This window comes from Bradyrhizobium sp. Pha-3 (assembly GCF_042258615.1).
Classification (GTDB): domain Bacteria; phylum Pseudomonadota; class Alphaproteobacteria; order Rhizobiales; family Xanthobacteraceae; genus Bradyrhizobium.
This window is the reverse complement of sequence record NZ_CP170152.1, coordinates 5554947-5572337: the sequence shown is the minus strand read 5'-3', so window position 1 is coordinate 5572337 and position 17391 is coordinate 5554947. Positions and strand designations below refer to the sequence as shown.

The window sequence follows — 17391 nt, the reverse complement described above, 5'->3', positions numbered from 1 at the left end:
CCTCTCTGACAATCAGTTTTGGAACGAATATGCATCGCTACCGGTCACACACATGCGGCGCGCTCCGAGAGAGCGATATCGACCAGACGGCTAGGCTGTCAGGCTGGGTCCACCGTGTCCGGGACCATGGCGGCGTGCTGTTCGTCGATCTGCGCGACCATTACGGCATCACCCAGTGCGTGGCCGATCCGGACTCGCCGGCATTCGCCGAGGTCGAGAAGTTCCGCTCCGAATGGGTGGTGCGGATCGACGGCAAGGTGCGCCGCCGTCCCGCCGGCACCGACAATCCCGAATTGCCGACCGGCCTGATCGAAATCTACATCAAGGAGATCGAGGTGCTGGGCCCGGCGGCCGAGCTGCCGCTGCCGGTGTTCGGCGAGCAGGAATATCCCGAGGACATCAGGCTCAAATACCGCTTCCTCGACCTGCGTCGCGAGAAGCTGCACCAGAACATCATGACCCGCGGCGCGGTGGTCGATTCCATGCGCAAGCGGATGAAGGAGCAGGGCTTCTTCGAATTCCAGACCCCGATCCTGACGGCGTCCTCGCCGGAAGGCGCGCGCGACTTCCTGGTGCCGTCGCGCATCCATCCCGGCAAGTTCTACGCGCTGCCGCAGGCGCCGCAGCAGTACAAGCAGCTCCTGATGATGTCGGGCTTCGATCGCTACTTCCAGATCGCGCCATGCTTCCGCGACGAGGACCCGCGCGCCGACCGCCTGCCGGGCGAGTTCTACCAGCTCGACGTCGAGATGAGCTTTGTGACGCAGGACGACGTGTTCGCGGCGATGGAGCCTGTCATCACCGGCGTGTTCGAGGATTTTGCCAAGGGCAAGCCGGTCACCAAGAACTGGCCGCGGATTCCGTTTGCCGAAGCCGTGCGCAAATACGGCTCCGACAAGCCCGATCTGCGCAACAAGATCGAGATGCAGGAAGTCTCCGAGCACTTCCGCGGCTCGGGCTTCAAGGTGTTCGCGCGGATGCTGGAAGACCCGAAGAACCAGGTCTGGGCGATCCCGGGCACCGGCGGCGGCTCGCGCGCATTCTGCGATCGCATGAACTCGTGGGCGCAGGGCGAAGGCCAGCCCGGCCTCGGCTACATCATGTGGCGCGAGGGCGGCGAGGGCGCAGGTCCCTTGGCGAACAACATCGGCCCGGAGCGCACCGTTGCGATCCGCGACCAGCTCGGCCTCAAGGAGGGCGATGCCGCGTTCTTCGTCGCCGGCGATCCCGAGAAGTTCTGGAAGTTCGCGGGGCTTGCGCGCACCAAGCTCGGCGAGGAATTGAACCTGATCGACAAGGACCGGTTCGAGCTCGCCTGGATCGTCGACTTCCCGATGTACGAGTACGACGAGGAGAACAAGAAGGTCGACTTCTCGCACAACCCGTTCTCGATGCCGCAGGGCGGTCTCGACGCGCTGAAGTCGCAGGATCCGTTGACGATCAAGGCGTTCCAGTACGACATCGCCTGCAACGGCTACGAGATCGCCTCCGGCGGCATTCGCAACCACAAGCCGGAAGCGATGGTGAAGGCGTTCGAGATCGCCGGCTATGGCGAGCAGGAAGTCATCGACCGTTTCGGCGGCATGTACCGTGCCTTCCAGTACGGCGCGCCGCCGCATGGCGGCATGGCGGCCGGCCTCGACCGCATCGTGATGCTGCTCTGCGGCACCAACAATCTGCGCGAGATCTCGCTGTTCCCGATGAACCAGCAGGCCATGGATTTGCTGATGGGCGCGCCGTCGGAAGCCTCGCCGAAGCAGCTCAAGGAGCTGCACATCAGGACCAACTTGCCGGCGAAGGGGTAGCCTTTGAAGTCACCTCGCCCCGCGCTTGCGGGGAGAGGTCGGATTGCGAAGCAATCCGGGTGAGGGGCCTCTCTCCGCGCTAACTCATCTTCCGAATTTGGGGAGGCAGCCCCTCACCCTGACCCTCTCCCCGTAAGAACGGGGAGAGGGAAAAGAATGGGCGAGCGCGTCACAACCCTGTCGAGGCCTCGATCCGGAATTGCGCCAGCGCCGATTGCGGGTCGGTCTTGAGCAGCTGCATCAGCTGAAGCGCCGGCGCTTTCGCGCGCGGGGTCAGCTTGATGACCAGCGTTTGTCCCGGCGTCTCGATGAATTGGCTGATCGCGGTGACGAGAGCCGTGACATCGGCACTGCCTCCGCTCACCGCTTCGCCCTGCGCCTTGATGCTGCTGAGGACGGCGCTGCGCGCCTCGTCGCGGCTGACATTCTGGGTGCGCGCGTACTGGGCGATGGCGAGATCGATGACGCCGAGGTCGTGGACGGCAAGTTCGATCGTGCCAGTCTCGATCTGCGCGGCCGCGCCCAGGGATTCCGCGGCGCTGGTCGAGAATGCCTCGCGCGGCACGTTGGCGAGCGTGACCTTCGCCGACGCATTCAACAGGCCCGCCATGTCGAGCTTGACCGGCTCGAGCGCGAACGAGCGGGACGCCTCGGTCCAGACCGCGCCGAGATCGGCATCGACGGCCATCCGGTCGATCCCGGCGGCGACGAGCGCCTGTTGCCGCGGATCGGCCGCATCCAGCGGCGCCGCCATCTTCGCGACCAGCCGCAGCTTGCTCGGGATCGTTCCGACGAACTGGCCCCAGTCGAGGCTGAAGACATCGATGTTGACCGGCTTGCCGGTGGCCTTGTAGGGCGACGTGACACCCTTGATCTCGACGCCCTCGATCATCGGCAACAGCGCCAGCGCCTGTTCAGGTGACGGCTTCTGCGCGGCGAACTGCGCCGACAGCCGCATGAGGCTCGCGACATCGAGCGACTTCAGCGCGAAACGTCCGACCTTGAAGGGGCCGTTCTCGGCGTTGCCATCAAGTCCCTCGACCGCAAGCTCGCCGATCTTGCCGTGTTCGAAGTTGAAGCGCATCGAGGCAAGCTTGAGCGGGCCTTTCGGCGTCTCGACCGAGAAGGCGTGCATCTCGGCATTTCCGATGCCGACACCCGAATAGAGGCCGGCAACTTTCTCCAGCAGTTCGCGCGCCTGGGCCGGAGACGGCGGTGGACTGCCCGGTGGCGGGACCATTGCCAGCAGCGCCGGCAGTTGCATCTTTGACGGGTTGATCCTGACGTCGTCGATGGTCATGCCATCGATCCGCATGTTGAGGTGCGGCGTGGTCGTGGTGGTGACCACGTAGGGGCCGGCGGAAACGTGCCCCTGAACCCGGTACTCCCGGTCGTCATTGGCCTTGGCCGGATCGAATATCGCGGCCATCGCGCCGACGTCGATATCGGTCGCGACCATATTCGCAAGATCGCCGGTCGTCTTGAGCGCCTTGCCCGCCGCCTGCGAGTTGATCGTGAACGCAACCTTGTCGATCTTGTTGGTGCCGATCTTTCCGTTCTTCATGTTTTCGACGGCAAGGCCCGAATAGGCGAATTCGCCACCGGCGCCGTCACCGGCATGTGCGGCGGCGCTGAAGGTCATCGTTCCGGTCAATGTGGGCGCGGTCACCGACGAGGCGTTGATGCTCGCGAGCTGGGTGAACACAAACCGGTACAGCTCGAAGATCGACGACGAGGCCGGAAGCTGGGGCAGGCCGGCCGGACCGGAATAGTCCTTCACGGTGATGCGCGGCGCCTTGTAGGTCAGGGAGGCGATCGTCGGGGTCGGCCCCGTCACGCCGATCTCGACATCGTTGAATTCGACATTGTCGGCGGAGACCCGTGCCGCGTCCGGTTGACCAAGGCCCGTCATGGTGAGGCTGGCGATCTTGACGCTGACTGGGGGTTGCGCGCCGGACTCGGTGGCAATGTCCGAAATCGTCAGGGTACGGCTCTTGGTGTCGAACGCGATCTTGCCGTGGCTCGCCTTGGCGCCGGCGGCACGGACCTGCGCGAAGGCGGCCTCGACGTCGCGCGTGACCCGGCGCTGGGCATAGAAGTCGAAACCGAAGTAGCCGCCAGCTGCGACGACTGCGACGGCGACCAAGCCGAGCAGAATTTTCTTCATTCGGTCAACTCCGGATCATCAAGGAAAAAAATTGCCAATCGGCGGTCGGAAGGTGCAGCATCAATGAACGGGCCCGCCCGGGCCTGTTGACGGGGATAGTATCCGATGTTGCATCCAAGCGGCGGGACATGCTTCACATCCGGCTCGATTTGCCGGACAACTGACTTTTGCCTGGATTAGCACAGAAACAAGAAATTTGGGCCGGAAACGCGGGAAGCACGCATGTCGTCATCGTCTGAAGAACTCCATAACGCCGCGCTCGCCTATCACCGGCTGCCGCGGCCGGGCAAGCTCGAGATCCAGGCGATCAAGCCGCTCGCCAACCAGCGCGACCTAGCGCTGGCCTATTCGCCGGGCGTGGCCGCTGCCTGCACCGAGATCGCCAATAATCCGGCCGAGGCGGCGACGCTGACCGCCCGCGCCAATCTGGTGGCGGTGGTCTCGAACGGCACCGCGGTGCTCGGGCTCGGCAATATCGGCCCGCTGGCCTCCAAGCCCGTCATGGAAGGCAAGGCGGTGCTGTTCAAGAAATTCGCCGGCATCGACGTGTTCGACATCGAGATCAACGCCAACACGATCGAGCGCGTTGTGGAGACCGTCGCGGCGCTGGAGCCGACCTTCGGCGGCATCAATCTGGAGGACATCCGCGGGCCGGAGTGCTTCGAGATCGAGACCCAGCTCAAGGAGCGCATGAAGATCCCGGTGTTCCACGACGACCAGCATGGCACCGCCATCATCGTCGCGGCCGCGATCGTCAACGGGCTGCTGCTGAACGGCAAGCAACTGTCCGACGTGAAGATCGTCTGCTCGGGTGCGGGCGCCGCCGCGATCGCCACGCTCAATCTCCTGGTCTCGATGGGGGCGCAGCGCAAGAACATCTTCGTCTGCGACATCGACGGTGTGGTCTATGAGGGCCGCAACACCACGATGGACCGCTGGAAGGCGGTCTACACCCAGAAGACCGACGCGCGCGTGCTTGCCGACGTCATTCCGGGCGCGGACATCTTCATCGGGCTGTCGGCGCCGGGCGTGCTGAAACCTGAAATGGTCAAGCAGATGGCCGACAAGCCGCTGGTGATGGCGCTCGCCAATCCGGTGCCGGAGATCATGCCGGAAGAGGCGCGCGCGGCGCGTCCCGATGCGATGATCTGCACCGGCCGGTCGGACTTTCCGAACCAGGTCAACAACGTGCTGTGCTTCCCCTTCATCTTCCGCGGCGCGCTCGACGTCGGCGCCACCGCGATCAACGAGGCGATGAAGCATGCCGCAGTGGATGCGATCGCGCAGCTTGCGCGCGATCCGCCGTCGGATGCGGTGGCCCATGGTTTCGAGACCGGCGAGACGCAAGGATTCGGCCCGGGCTCGCTGATCCCGAGCCCGTTCGATCCGCGCCTGATCCTGCGCATCGCACCGGCCGTCGCCAAGGCCGCAATCGAGTCCGGCGTCGCGACCCGGCCGATCAGCAATTTCGACGAATATGCCGCCAGCCTCGAACGCTTCGCGTTCCGCTCCGGCCTCACCATGAAGCCGGTGTTCGCCAAGGCGAAGACCCAGCCGGTGCGCGTGATCTACGCCGAGGGCGAGGACGAGCGCGTCTTGCGCGCGACCCAGGTGGTGCTCGAGGAAAAGCTGGCGCGGCCGATCCTGGTCGGCCGTCCATCCGTGGTCGAGACGCGGATCAAGCGCTTCGGCCTGTCGATCAAGGCCGGCCGCGATTTCGACCTGGTCAATCCCGAGGACGATCCGCGCTACCGCTCCTATGTGCAGTCCTATATCGACGTCGCCGGCCGGCGCGGTGTGACGCCAGAGGGCGCGCGGACCGTGGTCCGTACCAACAACACTGTCATCGCGGCGCTTGCGGTGTCGCGCGGCGAGGCCGACGCGATGCTGTGCGGCGTCGAGGGCCGCTACATGAGCCATCTGCGCCATGTCCGCGAGATCATCGGCTTCCTGCCGGGGGTCAGCGACTATGCCGCGCTGGCGCTGATGATCACCTCCACCGGCGCCCATTTCCTCGCCGATACCCAGGTGCGGCCGAACCCGAGTGCGGAGGAGCTCGCCGAAGTGGCGTCGCTCGCGGCGGTCCACGTCCAGCGCTTCGCCTTCAAGCCGAAGGTCGCCTTCGTGTCACATTCCGACTTCGGCAGCTATGATACGGACTCTTCGCGCAAGATGCGGCGGGCCACCCAGCTCCTGAAGGACAAGCATCCGGAGATCGAGGCCGACGGCGAAATGCAGGGCGACACCGCGCTATCGGCCGTTGCCCGGCGCATGGTGCTGCCGCAGTCACGGCTGGAAGGCGAGGCCAACATCCTGATCATGCCGAACCTCGACGCCGCCAACATCGCCTATCAGATGATCAAGTCGCTCGCCAACGCGTTGCCGGTGGGGCCGATCCTGATCGGTCCGGCGCGTCCGGCGCACATCCTCACCCCCGGCGTGACGGCGCGCGGCATCCTCAACATGACCGCGGTTGCAGCTGTCGAGGCCCAGGAGCGTGCCGGCCGCGCGCAGCCGACACTGTTCGGCTGAGCAAGAGCTGTTTTCAGCATGATCTCCGCGCAAACGCTTGGCGTTTGTCGCGGGGGAAAACCGCTAGGCACTTTTCCGGATCATGCTCGAGACGGATTCGATTTGATCGAAGCGGGCGGGGCGGCCATACTCGCTCCGCCTGCTTCGTCCGATTTCTGCCATTCAGTGAGGCCGACCCATGCCAGCGTTCATCACCTTCGGGCGCATTCTGTTCGCCGTGCTGTTCCTCTATTCGGGGGCGAGCAAGCTGTTCGGCATCCAGGCAACGGCGGATCTGCTCACGGCCAAGGTGACGATCCCCGCCATCGCAGCGCCCTATGCGCAGCAGATCGAAACCTTCGTCGGCATGCCGTTCATGCAGCTGCTGGCGATCACGATCGGCGGCTTCGAGATCATCGCGGGGCTGATGATCGCGGTGAACGTGCTGGCAAGGTTCTTCGCGATTCTGCTGATCATCTTCGTGTGCTTCACGACCTTCTATTTCCATGATTTCTGGAATCAGCCGGCGCCCGACAACGCCAAGACCCTGATCGACGCGCTGAAGAACCTGTCGCTGATCGGCGCGCTGTTCATTATCGCCGGCTACGGCCGCGGCCCGCGCCGCGACGACCCGGCGTATGGGGATGTGTAAAGCGGCTTACGACGATGCCGCCGCGGTGAGGCCGGAGGCCTCGGCCGGGCCGGTCCGGTAGCGGCCGATCGAGATGAACAGCAGGGCAGGGATGGCCTGCATTCCCGCCAGCAGCATCAGCGGAATGTCGGAGCCTCCGAAGGTCGCGCTCAGCTGGGCGAAGGCGACGGGCCCGATCGCGGCGCCGAGGAAGAAGGCGAACAGGAACCAGCCGAAGATCCGCGACACCGCAGCCGTGCCAAAGTAGCGGCTGGCGAGATACGGCATCAAATCGGTGTCGCCACCGATCGCAAGTCCGCTGAGGACGGCTGCGATGATGATCAGCGCCGGTATCGACGTCGTGGCATAGGTCATGGCGCAGATGCTGGTGAGCGCCAGGGCAACGATGCCGACGAACGGCGCGTGCACCCGGTCGAGCAGATAGCCAAAGCCGATTCGTCCGAACAGAACCGCGATGCCCGAGGCCGCCTGGACCGTCGCGACATCGGCAAGGCTCATTCCGGCCTTCTTGGTCAGGATGTAAACGATGTTGGGCGCGATCGCGTAGAACGACATGCCCATGACGGCAAAGCAGATCGCAAGTTTCCAGAACACGCCGGTTCGGACGATCTCGCCGACCGTCATGCCGTCATCAGCCGGCGCGCTTGTACCGGGCGCCTGGGTGCTGCTCGCGCCATCGGGCAGCAGGCCGAGCGGCTTTGGGCTGTCCTTGACCAGCAGCGCCACCAGCGGCAGGCAGACCACGAGTTCGAATGCAGCCATCGCAACCAGCGCAAACGACCAGCCGTGCGTCGAGATCAGCCGGTGTGCGAGGATCGGGATCACGAATGACCCGAGTGCCTGTCCGCTCGCCGCGATGCCGAGCGCCAGCCCACGCTTGCGGTTGAACCACAGCGCGATGGCGCGGGCATAGGAGACGACGTTGGTGCCGGCGCTGACGATGCCGATCAGGGCGAAGGCAAGATAGAACTGCAAGAGCGAGCCGTCGATCCGACTCAGCACCAGCACCGATGTGGCAAATAGCGCGATGCTGGCGACCGCAAATCTGCGTGAGCCCCAGCGGTCGAGCAGCCAGCCGCAAAACGGGTAGGCGACCATTTGCAGCAGCAAGAAGATCGACGCGGCCTTGGCGACTTCGGGCTGGCTCCAGCCGAAATCCTTGGCCATCGCGCCGGCGAGCAGCGCAAAGCCCGCGGCAAAGAAGGGCAGCGAGCCAAAAGCGATGCCGATGCCCGAACCGGCCACGACATACCAACCAGCAAAGTAGGGGGTGTTGCGCATCGTCCGTCCCTGTTATGGTTTATGAAATCAATTTCATAATGAGGGCATCCAAGACGCGCCACGTCAAGGGTTTGCATGGCTCGATATGTGGGCGGGGCGCCTAAACTTTCGACAATATACGTATTATCAATATCTTATCTGACTGTTGTTGGCTTCGTTGACTTTGCCGGTCCGCCAGCCTACTCATGATCATAATGAAATAGATATCAGAATCGATGGTTGCGGTCCGGAACAAATCCCCGAGCAGTGTCTCAAGGTTGGCGCAGGTCGCCGATCTCGCCGGAGTGTCGCCGGCGACCGTGTCGCGGGCGTTCAACACACCGGACCTGCTCAACGAAGCGACGCTGAAGCGGGTCAACGCCGCAGCCGCAGAGCTCAACTACATTCCTGATGGCCTGGCGCGGTCGTTGCGCCGCAACCGCAGCATGGTGATCGGCGCCGTGGTGCCCGCGCTTCGCCACGCCTATTTCGCGAGCACCGTCGAGGGCTTGCAGTCCGAGATCGCAAGACACGGCTACACGCTGCTGCTGGCCACATCGGATTTCGACGAGAAGACCGAGCTTGCAGCGGTTCGCTCGATGATCCGGCAGGGCGTCGATGGCGTTGTGCTGGTCGGCATGCAGCACGATCCCACGTTGCTGCCGCTGCTCGATGACCTCGGCAAGCCGTTCATCGTCACCTGGTCCTACGACACCACAGTCGCGTCGGTCGGATTCGATCATCGCAAGGCGATCCAACCGGTCGTCAATCATCTGCTCGACCTCGGCCATCGCGACGTCGTCGCCATCATGGCGTTCCTGAACGTCAGCGACCGCGAACGCGATCGCCTGGCCGGCATCGAGGACGCATTCGCTGGTCGCGGCGTCGCGTTTCCGCGCGACCGCGTGATCTTCGCCGGCGGCAGTGGGCTGCAGGACGGCCGCAATGCATTCCGGACCGCGCGGGCGCGTTTTCCCGAGGCGACCGCGGTGATTTGTGCCAACGATCTGCTCGCCGCGGGCGCGATGATGGAATGCACGTCGCGCGGCCTGTCGGTGCCGCGCGACGTGTCCGTCGTGGGCTATGGCGACCTCGATATCGCGGCAGCCATGACCCCGCCGATCACGACGGTCAGGACGCCCGCCGCCGATATGGGGCGGATGGCCGCAAGCAGCCTGTTGGCGAAACTCGCCGGCGCTGCCGGCGTGGAGCATATCGAACTGGCCACCGAACTGATCGTGCGTGGCAGCACCGGTCCGGCGCGGCCGGCTCGAACGTGAGGAGGATTCCGTGAGCACTGTTTCGTCCAGGCCACCGGCCGACGCACTCTATCTCGACAAGGTCCACGACGTCGCGTTCACGCCCGACGTCATTTATGGCGTTGGCGGCATCGGCTACGTCGCGGGGAAGGGGCCCGCGCGCTACCGCGAACTCAAGCTCGACGTCTACCGTCCGGTCGGTGACATCAAGGCGCCGCGACCGGCGCTCATCCTCGCGTTCGGCGGCGCATTCCATCGCGGCGCCAAGGGCGTGGAAGTGTTCGAGGGCGAGCACCCGAGCACGGCGATGGCGGAGTATTGCCGCGAATTCGCGCGCCGCGGCTATGTCTGCTTCTCGATCGACTACCGGCTGATGCAGGAGGCGCCCGATCCCGGCGTCACGCCGTTCCTGTTGCCGGGGCAGCCGCAAAATACCGACCGTATCGACTTCGTCCGCAACATCCTCGGCCTGCCGCCATGCACGCCGCAAATGATGGCGGATACGCTGGAAGCCGCGACCGACGATATGACCAAGGCGATCAACTTCGTGCGCAACCGCTCGCAGGCCTATGGCGTCGACGTCACGCGGATCGTGTGCGGAGGCTTCTCTGCGGGCGCAGCAATCGCGCTCAATGCAGCATTTGCGGAACGGGCGCCGGTTGCCGCCGTCGTCGCGTTGTCCGGCCGTATCGCCGGGCCGACGATGGATCTCCATCTGACCGACGGTGCGATCGCGCCGGCCGCCCTGGTGTTCCACGGCGAACGCGATCTTCCGGTCATCCTCGACGGGATCGACGAGATGCGCGCGCATTTCGACCGCGTCGGTGTCGCAAACCGGTTTGTGAACGTGGCCGGTGCCGATCACTTCTATCAGCGTGACGCGACAGTGCTCCGCGCCGACGGAAGCGCATGCGACGTCGAGACGATGATTGCGGAGTTCCTCCATGGCCGGCTCCACCTCGCGGATGCGGTCAAGGTTGCCGCATGACGTCCGATCGCAAGGTGACCATTGCGACGCTCGAAGCGTTCGCCGACGCCTGGAATCGTCACGCGATCGACGATCTGATGTTGTTCATGACCGACGATTGCGTGTTCGAGGCCAATGCCGGGCCCGACGTATCAGGCACGGTGTATCGCGGCAGGGAAGAGGTGCGGCGCGGCTTCATGCGTGCGTGGCAGCTGTTCCCGGATGCGCGCTGGAACGATGCCCGGCACTTCATCTCCGGCGATCGCGGCTGCTCGGAGTGGATCTTCACGGGCACCGGCGTCGACGGTAGGCCGGTCGAAGTCGCAGGTTGCGACGTCTTTCAGTTCGAGGGCGGCAAGATCGCGGTGAAGAACTCGTTCCGTAAGCAGCGGAGCTGAGGCGCGCCGCCTTGGCTTCGCCGGATCAACCGCGCCGCCACGGCGTCACGCTGACATTGTGCGCGGCATCGATCAGCTGCGGTTCGCCGGCGTGAAGGCCGTGCGCTGACAGCACCTGCTGCGGGGTGCGGGCAGGGACGCCGGGAAAGCACGGCTCGCCGTCGGGGATGCGCACCTTCGGTGCAACCGAGAGCCAGAACGTGTCGTAGCGGTCCATGAACATGCCGAACACGCTTGGGCCGCCGATGATCGCGACCAGGCCCGAGCTCACGCCGGCCTCGCGGCTCGCGGTCTCGAACGGGCAGCCGGCGGGATTCCACAACAGCGCCTTCGGATTGTCCGGGTCGGGTGCGATCGCGGCGACCTTGCCGGTCAGGATCAGGCGGCGCCGTTTCGGTGCGTTCGGTTGCTCTTCCTGGGAGTGGCGGCCATGCACCACGAGATCGGCGCGGTCGAGGGCTGCGGTGAAGAACCGCTTGTCGCCCTCGATCTTGAGATCGTCGGGCATCACATTGTGCGCGTTCGCCAGCCGGCCATCGGCGGAGACGATGACGAAACCCTCGATACGCAACGCAGACACCAGGATGATCGCCGGCGCGTTTACTGATCGACTGTCGTGACGACGTTGTTCACCGGTCGCGAACTCACGGTCGGCAGCTTGACGTCCTTGGCGAGCTCCTGCTCGTATTGCGGCAGCACGGTCGCCGGGAATTTGGCGCGCATCGCCACCACCTTGTAGCCGCCGGCCTTCAGCTGCGTCAGCAGCGTCGGCAGGGCTTCCGCGGTGTGCTTCTGGAAGTCGTGCATCAGGATGATGCCCTTGCCGAGCTTGGCGAGCTTCTTCATCACGGTGTCGATCACCTGTTGCGAGTTCTTCGACTTGAAGTCGAAGGAGTCGAGGTCGCAGGAGAAGATCGCGATGTTGCGGTTACCGAGATAGGTGACCATCTCCGGCGGATGCTGCAGCGCCGGGAAACGGAAGAACGGCGAGGGCGACGTCTCGAGCGCCCATTTGACTGCAGCAAGGCCGCGCTCGATCTCGTCCTTCTTCTGATCCTCGGTCAGCTTCTTGTTGTTCAGATTCTCGTGCGACCAGGTGTGCGAGCCGACGGTGTGGCCGGCGGCATAGACCTGGCGCAGGATTTCGGGGTGATAGGTGGCGTGCTTGCCGATCGGGAAGAAGATGCCCGTGGTGCATTCGTCGGCGAGCGCCTTCAGCACCGCCGGCGTGTTGGCCGGCCACGGACCGTCGTCGAAGGTCAGCACCACTTCATGATCGCGCAGGAAGTCGAGCTGCTTGAAATGCTCGAAGCCGAAGCCGGGACCGCCGGTGGTGTCGATCTCGACGGTGCGGGCGACGCCGAGCGCGTTCGGATTGTTGCAGGCGGCGCGTGCCGGCTGCGGCGGTTGCTTCGGTGGCACTTGAGCGGCCGCGGCGGCAGGCGCCGGTGCAGCTGCGGCAGGCGCCGGGGCTGCGGCCGCCGGTGCCGCGGCGGCGCCCTTGGCGGGTGGCGTCTGCGACCAAGCTGCGCTCGACGCGAGCAACGATACGGTCCCTGCGAAAATCAGACCTGCCGCAATGCGCATGGCGTGTTCCCTGCTGATCGCGCTCCCGGTGCCGGCACTGCCGCAACCAAGGCCGCTTCACCCCCAACCGATCGTACCCTAGTCACAGTGGCGACGCCAAGGCAATGAACGTGGCGGGGCTCAGTCCGAAATCCCAGTTAATTCCGTGGATTACCTTAGCCTCTCAGGCCGCCGCCAGTGCCCGTGCGATCCCGGTCTTGATGCGGGTGTCGTCCGGCGTCACCGACTCAGGGAAGACGTCGGCGATATAGCCGTCACGGCCGATCAGGTATTTGTGGAAATTCCAGCGCGGAACGTCCTTCGGCCGTGCCTCCGCCGCCCAGCGGTAGAACGGATGCGCGTTTGCGCCCTTGACCACGGCTTTCGCCGCGATCGGGAAGGTGACGCCGTATTGATGCTGCGCGGTCTCGGCGATCTCGGTCGGGCCGCCGGGTTCCTGGCCGCCGAAATCATTCGACGGCACCCCGATGATGACGAAGCCGCGATCGCGGAATTCGGTCCACAATTGCTGCAGGCCGGCATATTGCGGTGTGAAGCCACAGAGCGAGGCCGTGTTCACGATCATCAGGGGATGGCCGGCATAGTCGGCAAGGCGAATGTCGCAGCCAGAGAGTGCCGGAAATGAGAAGGCGTAGGCCGTGATCCGGCTCATCGCCGGCTGCTCCGCATGCAAAGCACGGGATCCTGCGGCCGCAGCCAACGCCGCCACGATCAGTGTCCTGCGGTCCATCATGGTCTCGTCCCCGGAACAGATGTTCGTCGGGATCATAATCCAGCGGGCAGGCGGAGGCTTTCAAGAAGGCGTTATTGCTGGAAGCGGGCTACGGTCGCCTCAGCGCAGCGGCAGGATGAAGTCGGTGCCTTCGCCGGTCTCGCCCTGGTTCACACCGAGGTCGGAGACGATGATCGATCCGCCGGTGCCGAGCGCTTCGTTGATCTGCGCCATCGTGTCGGCCGGAATCGAGATGCGGTCGAGTGCCTCGGCCGGGGTGTTGGTCGCAGGCTGCGGCTTTGCCTCGACCGGCGCTGCGGCCGCGACCTTGCGGCGATGCGAGGCGCGCTCCTCGACGTCGATGCGGGCGGCGCTCCGGGTCGGCAGCGTCACCACCGACCAGCGCAGCAGGTTCGCATCGGTCTTGTCGGTTTCCGCGGTGAACACATGCGTGCCGAGCGGCCGGTCGCTAGCCGCGATCGTCACCGGCACCTCGAACAGCGGCGCAAAGTTCTGCCGCACATAGAGCTTGGAATCCTTGCGGCTGATGAACACCGAAATCTGGCCGGCGCGCTTCGACACGTCGATCTTGGCGACGCCCGGCAGCCGTGCCGGATCCTTCTTGGCGTCGGGTGCATCGGTCGCAGTTGCTGCCTCGGCGGGCTTGTCTGCATCCGCCGCCTTGGCTGCGTCCTTGCTGGCCGCGTCCTTGGCAGCATCAGTCTTAACCGCGCCGGACTTGGCCGGATCAGTGTTGGCCGCATCCGTCTTCGATGGTTCCGTCTTCGGCGCCTCGGCAACGCCGGACGTGGTGGCGTCCGCCTTCGGCTCGTCGGCCTTGGCTTCGACCTTCACCGGGTCGCTTGCGGAAACCTCGGACTTCGGCGTGTCGGTGCTGCCGGTGACTTCGCCGACGGTCTTGTCGTCGGTGGCGGCGCTGCTGTCGTCAGCGGCGGAGTTGGTCTCGGCCGGCTTGTCGGCCGCGGCAGTCTCGGTCGCGCTCGTCTCGGACTTGTCAGCCGCGATCTTCTCCGCAATGGCGTCGCGCGCGGTGGAGGCATCGGACATCGTCGCCGACGCGCTTGCCGCCGGCATCGCGCTGCTGGCGTCGGCGGTGTGGGTATTGTCGCGCAGTGACGCGGCGGCGGCATGGCCGACGCTGGTGCGCAAGTCGAGACCGGATTGCTTGTCCGCACCCTTGTCGCTCTTCACGCCGAGCGGCGCATCCATCTTCAGGACATCATCGGCAACCGGCTGCTGCGGCGCGACCTTCTGCGTCACCAGCAGCGGATGCGAGAAACTCTCCGGCGAGATCGTGCCCGGCGTGACGAACACGCGGGCACCCATCCGCGTCCAGTTGTACATCTTGACCGCAAACGACATCGGCATGCGGATGCAGCCATGCGAGGCGGGATAGCCGGGCAGCACACCGGCGTGCATGGCGATGCCCGACCAGGTGATGCGCTGCATGTACGGCATCGGCGCGCCGCTGTAGATGTTGGACTGGTGGTACTTCTGCTTCTGGATGACGCTGAAGACACCCATCGGGGTCGAATGCCCCTTCATGCCCGTCGATACCGGGCTCTCGGCGTAGAGGCCGTTGGCGTCGTAGATGCTGACCCGCTGTTGGTCGATCGAGACCGAGATGATCAGGGGACCCTGCGGCTTGCGGCCGGCCTCCTTCTCGACCGCCGGATTCTTCTTGGCTGTATTGCGCTTCGGCTTCGGCCGGGGCTGCTGCGGCGGCATCGGCTCGACATCGCCGTAATAGCCGGAGTCACGGTTCCAGTAGAACAGGGCTGCATCGGCCTGCGAGGAGGCGGCCACGGTGCCGGCCGCCGTCAGAATTGCAAACTGCCAGAATCGTCCAGTCGCAGAATCAAAAATCGAAATCCGACGTCCGCTTGCGCGCATATTCCGAATCCAGTCCAAACTATCTGTTGGTTGTCGCAGACGCCGAACGCGTTCACCAGCGCAAGCGATCTAACCCTTCCGTGAGGGGCGGATTTTGGACGAAAGAGTAACAAAAAAGCCTCACAGGAGGTTAAAGCGCCCGGTCTGATCACCGAACTGTCAGCGCCTTCCTGTGCGGCGTTTGCGCACTACATAGGCGGAACCCACCCCGCGGAGACCTCAATGACATCGAGAAATGTGAGCTTGTGTGACATGCGATTGTTGTCTCGATGGGGCTGCGCGGCGCTGCTGATGTTTCTGGCTTTGGGGCAGGCAGTTCCCGCGGCCGCGGCTGACGAGCCGGACCTGATCTTTCGCCGGTCGACGGTGTTCAAATGGGTGAGCCCCAACGACAAGCTCGCGACCTATGGCGTCGACGACCCCGAGGTCGAGGGCGTCGCCTGTCACTTCACGGTGCCGGAGAGGGGCGGCTTCAAGGGCTGGCTCGGCCTTGCCGAGGAAGTCTCTGATATCTCGCTGGCTTGCCGGCAGATCGGGCCGATCCGCTTCAAGAGCAAGTTCGGCCAGGGCGACGATATGTTCAGCAAGCGGCGGTCGCTGTTCTTCAAGAAGATGCAGATCGTGCGCGGCTGCGACGCCAAGCGCAACGTGCTGGTCTACATGGTGTATTCCGACAAGCTGATCGAGGGCTCGCCGAAGAACTCGACGTCGTCGGTGCCGATCATGCCTTGGGGCGCGGCCGATGCCACCGCCGTGCAGAAGTGCGGCGAGTTCATTCAGTAGCTGAAGCAGGGGCTTGGTCGGTTCGCCTGAAGCAGCGGACGAGCTAGCGCTTGGCTTGTCCGAACTGCTTCGTGCCGATGCTGAGGCCTGGCTTGACCTTCGAGTCGCGGCAGCCGACGAGGCGGACCAGCTTCTGCTGCGCGCACTCATTGTCGCCCATCACATAGGCGCCCTGCTGCGGCATTGCGGCCGTCATCTGTTGCTGCTGGCCGGATTTGCTGGCCGCGGATTCGTTGCCAACACCGATGTTGCCATTGCCCACGACTGACATCCTTCGTTGGATTGGATCACAACAATTGTTGGATCGGGGAACCACAACAACCGTGGGATCGGGAATCTCGACAACGTGCCACCGCGGAGATGGTTGCACGGTGCCCAGATGAGTTGGCCAAACCGCCGGTCGGTTCACGCCACCCTTGCTGTGTTGCTTCCTGTCTCAGCAGAGGAAAGTTAAGAAAGCGCGGTAGCCCGCTCAATTTGCACGCATAATTCGTAGGCGGTTCCCAACCGCCGGGCGGCGCTCGGCGCGCGAAATGTTGAACACGCTCACGGGCAGCGTGCTCGCACTGAAAACATTGGTATTTTCCGGCCAATGTTTCGTGGGCTGCCGACCGACGAAACAATTCTCCGGTCGACGAAACCATTTTCAGCTTGTTCCGCAGAACTCTCGAAACGGCAGATCGTTATCAAACCGTCAACAACGGCGCCCGGCGCCGAGTCGGAATGACGGAGACTGTCAAATGCGGACCATGAGCCTGATCCTCGCCTTCGCCTTCGTGATGGCCGGTTCGTCGATGGCTGGTACCCCGGACAATGGTTTGCCCGGCATCGGCGCCTTCTCCTATAACGGCTCGCCGGTGGTCACCTCGGCCCCGATGGTGATGGCGCAGGTCAACTGAGCGCGGCGCAAAAACAGAACTGCCGGTAAAGGCTCCCCATGTTGCTCCGCATCTGTTCCGCCGCGATCCTGGCAGCGCTCGCCCTGATGAGTCTCTCGGCAGGTTCCGCGCAGGCCCAATCCCAACTGCCGCTCGAGTCGATGCAGATCCGGTCGCTGTACCGGGTGACTGAGCCGCGCGACGAGTTCGTGCGCCAGTGCGCGCCGCATATGCTCGGCCGCTGGGCGCATCCCGAGGCCGTCTGCGGTTGCCTGCACGACCATGCTGCCGCGACGGTGGATGATCCCGATCTGCGCCAGGCGCTGCTGCGCGGCATCAGCGAGACCGGCGTGCCGACCATCGAGACCGATTGGGTGCCGCCGTCCAAGCAAAACGAGATTGGCCCGACCTTCACCAAGATCGCCAAGCCGACGCTGCAATGCATGTTCGAGCCGATCTCGAACTGAGCGGCGCGTTGCCGAGGCAATGATGAATGAG

16 protein-coding genes are annotated in these 17391 nt (G+C 64.5%); 9 read left to right on the top strand and 7 right to left on the bottom strand.

The window, feature by feature from the left end:
- Positions 1-29: 29 nt before the first annotated feature.
- Positions 30-1805: an aspartate--tRNA ligase gene (gene aspS, locus ACE10Z_RS26565; RefSeq protein ID WP_375783405.1), complete on the top strand. Its 1776-nt coding sequence runs from the start codon at positions 30-32 to the stop codon at positions 1803-1805.
- Positions 1806-1974: 169 nt separating this feature from the next.
- Here aspS and ACE10Z_RS26560 read toward each other — a convergent pair whose 3' ends face one another.
- Positions 1975-3972, bottom strand: a complete 1998-nt coding sequence (locus tag ACE10Z_RS26560; RefSeq protein ID WP_375783404.1) for a hypothetical protein — start codon at positions 3970-3972, stop codon at positions 1975-1977.
- A 222-nt stretch (positions 3973-4194) separates the two neighbouring features.
- Here ACE10Z_RS26560 and ACE10Z_RS26555 point away from each other — a divergent pair, with 222 nt between their 5' ends.
- Positions 4195-6504, top strand: coding sequence for an NADP-dependent malic enzyme (locus tag ACE10Z_RS26555; RefSeq protein WP_375783403.1), 2310 nt, complete (start codon positions 4195-4197; stop codon positions 6502-6504).
- Positions 6505-6682: 178 nt separating this feature from the next.
- Positions 6683-7135 (top strand): DoxX family protein, encoded by a 453-nt coding sequence (locus ACE10Z_RS26550; protein WP_375783402.1) that lies wholly within the window; start codon positions 6683-6685, stop codon positions 7133-7135.
- A 6-nt stretch (positions 7136-7141) separates the two neighbouring features.
- Here ACE10Z_RS26550 and ACE10Z_RS26545 read toward each other — a convergent pair whose 3' ends face one another.
- Entirely contained in the window at positions 7142-8416 is a 1275-nt protein-coding gene (locus ACE10Z_RS26545; protein ID WP_375783401.1) for an MFS transporter, read from the bottom strand.
- Between the two features lie 257 nt (positions 8417-8673).
- On the opposite strand from ACE10Z_RS26545, the gene ACE10Z_RS26540 reads away from it, so the two are divergent.
- The 3 genes from ACE10Z_RS26540 to ACE10Z_RS26530 are packed head-to-tail and all read left to right on the top strand — an operon-like array spanning position 8674 to position 11019.
- Positions 8674-9675, top strand: coding sequence for a LacI family DNA-binding transcriptional regulator (locus ACE10Z_RS26540; protein WP_375783400.1), 1002 nt, complete (start codon positions 8674-8676; stop codon positions 9673-9675).
- A gap of 10 nt (positions 9676-9685) precedes the next feature.
- A complete protein-coding gene (locus ACE10Z_RS26535) occupies positions 9686-10642 on the top strand; it encodes an alpha/beta hydrolase (RefSeq protein ID WP_375783399.1) in 957 nt (318 codons plus the stop codon).
- On the top strand, positions 10639-11019 hold the full coding sequence (locus ACE10Z_RS26530) for a nuclear transport factor 2 family protein (protein ID WP_375783398.1): 381 nt from the start codon (positions 10639-10641) through the stop codon (positions 11017-11019). The genes ACE10Z_RS26535 and ACE10Z_RS26530 overlap by 4 nt, the downstream gene beginning before the upstream one ends.
- A 25-nt stretch (positions 11020-11044) precedes the next feature.
- Here the strand turns inward: ACE10Z_RS26530 and ACE10Z_RS26525 are convergent, their stop codons facing one another.
- From ACE10Z_RS26525 to ACE10Z_RS26510, 4 genes are all read right to left on the bottom strand, one after another.
- Positions 11045-11599, bottom strand: coding sequence for a dihydrofolate reductase (locus ACE10Z_RS26525; protein WP_375783397.1), 555 nt, complete (start codon positions 11597-11599; stop codon positions 11045-11047).
- 20 nt (positions 11600-11619) lie between these two features.
- Positions 11620-12606 carry a polysaccharide deacetylase family protein gene (locus ACE10Z_RS26520; RefSeq protein WP_375783396.1) on the bottom strand — a complete coding sequence of 329 codons (987 nt, stop codon included), beginning with the start codon at positions 12604-12606 and terminating at the stop codon, positions 11620-11622.
- A 163-nt stretch (positions 12607-12769) separates the two neighbouring features.
- A complete protein-coding gene (locus ACE10Z_RS26515; protein ID WP_375783395.1) occupies positions 12770-13339 on the bottom strand; it encodes a glutathione peroxidase in 570 nt (189 codons plus the stop codon).
- A gap of 99 nt (positions 13340-13438) precedes the next feature.
- Complete coding sequence (locus tag ACE10Z_RS26510; protein WP_375783394.1) at positions 13439-15232, bottom strand: L,D-transpeptidase family protein; 1794 nt, start codon at positions 15230-15232, stop codon at positions 13439-13441.
- 222 nt (positions 15233-15454) lie between these two features.
- Between ACE10Z_RS26510 and ACE10Z_RS26505 the strand changes: the two genes are divergently transcribed.
- Complete coding sequence (locus ACE10Z_RS26505; RefSeq protein ID WP_375783393.1) at positions 15455-16015, top strand: CreA family protein; 561 nt, start codon at positions 15455-15457, stop codon at positions 16013-16015.
- Between the two features lie 43 nt (positions 16016-16058).
- On the opposite strand, the gene ACE10Z_RS26500 is transcribed toward ACE10Z_RS26505, so the two are convergent.
- Positions 16059-16286 carry a hypothetical protein gene (locus ACE10Z_RS26500; RefSeq protein WP_375783392.1) on the bottom strand — a complete coding sequence of 76 codons (228 nt, stop codon included), beginning with the start codon at positions 16284-16286 and terminating at the stop codon, positions 16059-16061.
- A 469-nt stretch (positions 16287-16755) separates the two neighbouring features.
- Here ACE10Z_RS26500 and ACE10Z_RS26495 point away from each other — a divergent pair, with 469 nt between their 5' ends.
- Together ACE10Z_RS26495 and ACE10Z_RS26490 are read left to right on the top strand one after the other, a co-directional pair.
- Positions 16756-16914: a hypothetical protein gene (locus ACE10Z_RS26495; RefSeq protein ID WP_375783391.1), complete on the top strand. Its 159-nt coding sequence runs from the start codon at positions 16756-16758 to the stop codon at positions 16912-16914.
- A 38-nt stretch (positions 16915-16952) separates the two neighbouring features.
- Positions 16953-17360: a hypothetical protein gene (locus tag ACE10Z_RS26490; RefSeq protein WP_375783390.1), complete on the top strand. Its 408-nt coding sequence runs from the start codon at positions 16953-16955 to the stop codon at positions 17358-17360.
- Positions 17361-17391: the final 31 nt, after the last annotated feature.

Bases quoted from the DNA above. Each gene is read 5' to 3' on its own strand.
- ACE10Z_RS26495 (WP_375783391.1), top strand. From the start codon at position 16,756: ATGCGGACCATGAGCCTGATCCTCGCCTTCGCCTTCGTGATGGCCGGT.
- ACE10Z_RS26555 (WP_375783403.1), top strand. From the start codon at position 4,195: ATGTCGTCATCGTCTGAAGAACTCCATAACGCCGCGCTCGCCTATCAC.
- aspS (WP_375783405.1), top strand. From the start codon at position 30: ATGCATCGCTACCGGTCACACACATGCGGCGCGCTCCGAGAGAGCGAT.
- ACE10Z_RS26515 (WP_375783395.1), bottom strand. From the start codon at position 13,339: ATGATGGACCGCAGGACACTGATCGTGGCGGCGTTGGCTGCGGCCGCA.
- ACE10Z_RS26560 (WP_375783404.1), bottom strand. From the start codon at position 3,972: ATGAAGAAAATTCTGCTCGGCTTGGTCGCCGTCGCAGTCGTCGCAGCT.
- ACE10Z_RS26490 (WP_375783390.1), top strand. From the start codon at position 16,953: ATGTTGCTCCGCATCTGTTCCGCCGCGATCCTGGCAGCGCTCGCCCTG.
- ACE10Z_RS26550 (WP_375783402.1), top strand. From the start codon at position 6,683: ATGCCAGCGTTCATCACCTTCGGGCGCATTCTGTTCGCCGTGCTGTTC.
- ACE10Z_RS26500 (WP_375783392.1), bottom strand. From the start codon at position 16,286: ATGTCAGTCGTGGGCAATGGCAACATCGGTGTTGGCAACGAATCCGCG.
- ACE10Z_RS26520 (WP_375783396.1), bottom strand. From the start codon at position 12,606: ATGCGCATTGCGGCAGGTCTGATTTTCGCAGGGACCGTATCGTTGCTC.
- ACE10Z_RS26545 (WP_375783401.1), bottom strand. From the start codon at position 8,416: ATGCGCAACACCCCCTACTTTGCTGGTTGGTATGTCGTGGCCGGTTCG.
- ACE10Z_RS26530 (WP_375783398.1), top strand. From the start codon at position 10,639: ATGACGTCCGATCGCAAGGTGACCATTGCGACGCTCGAAGCGTTCGCC.
- ACE10Z_RS26505 (WP_375783393.1), top strand. From the start codon at position 15,455: ATGACATCGAGAAATGTGAGCTTGTGTGACATGCGATTGTTGTCTCGA.
- ACE10Z_RS26510 (WP_375783394.1), bottom strand. From the start codon at position 15,232: ATGCGCGCAAGCGGACGTCGGATTTCGATTTTTGATTCTGCGACTGGA.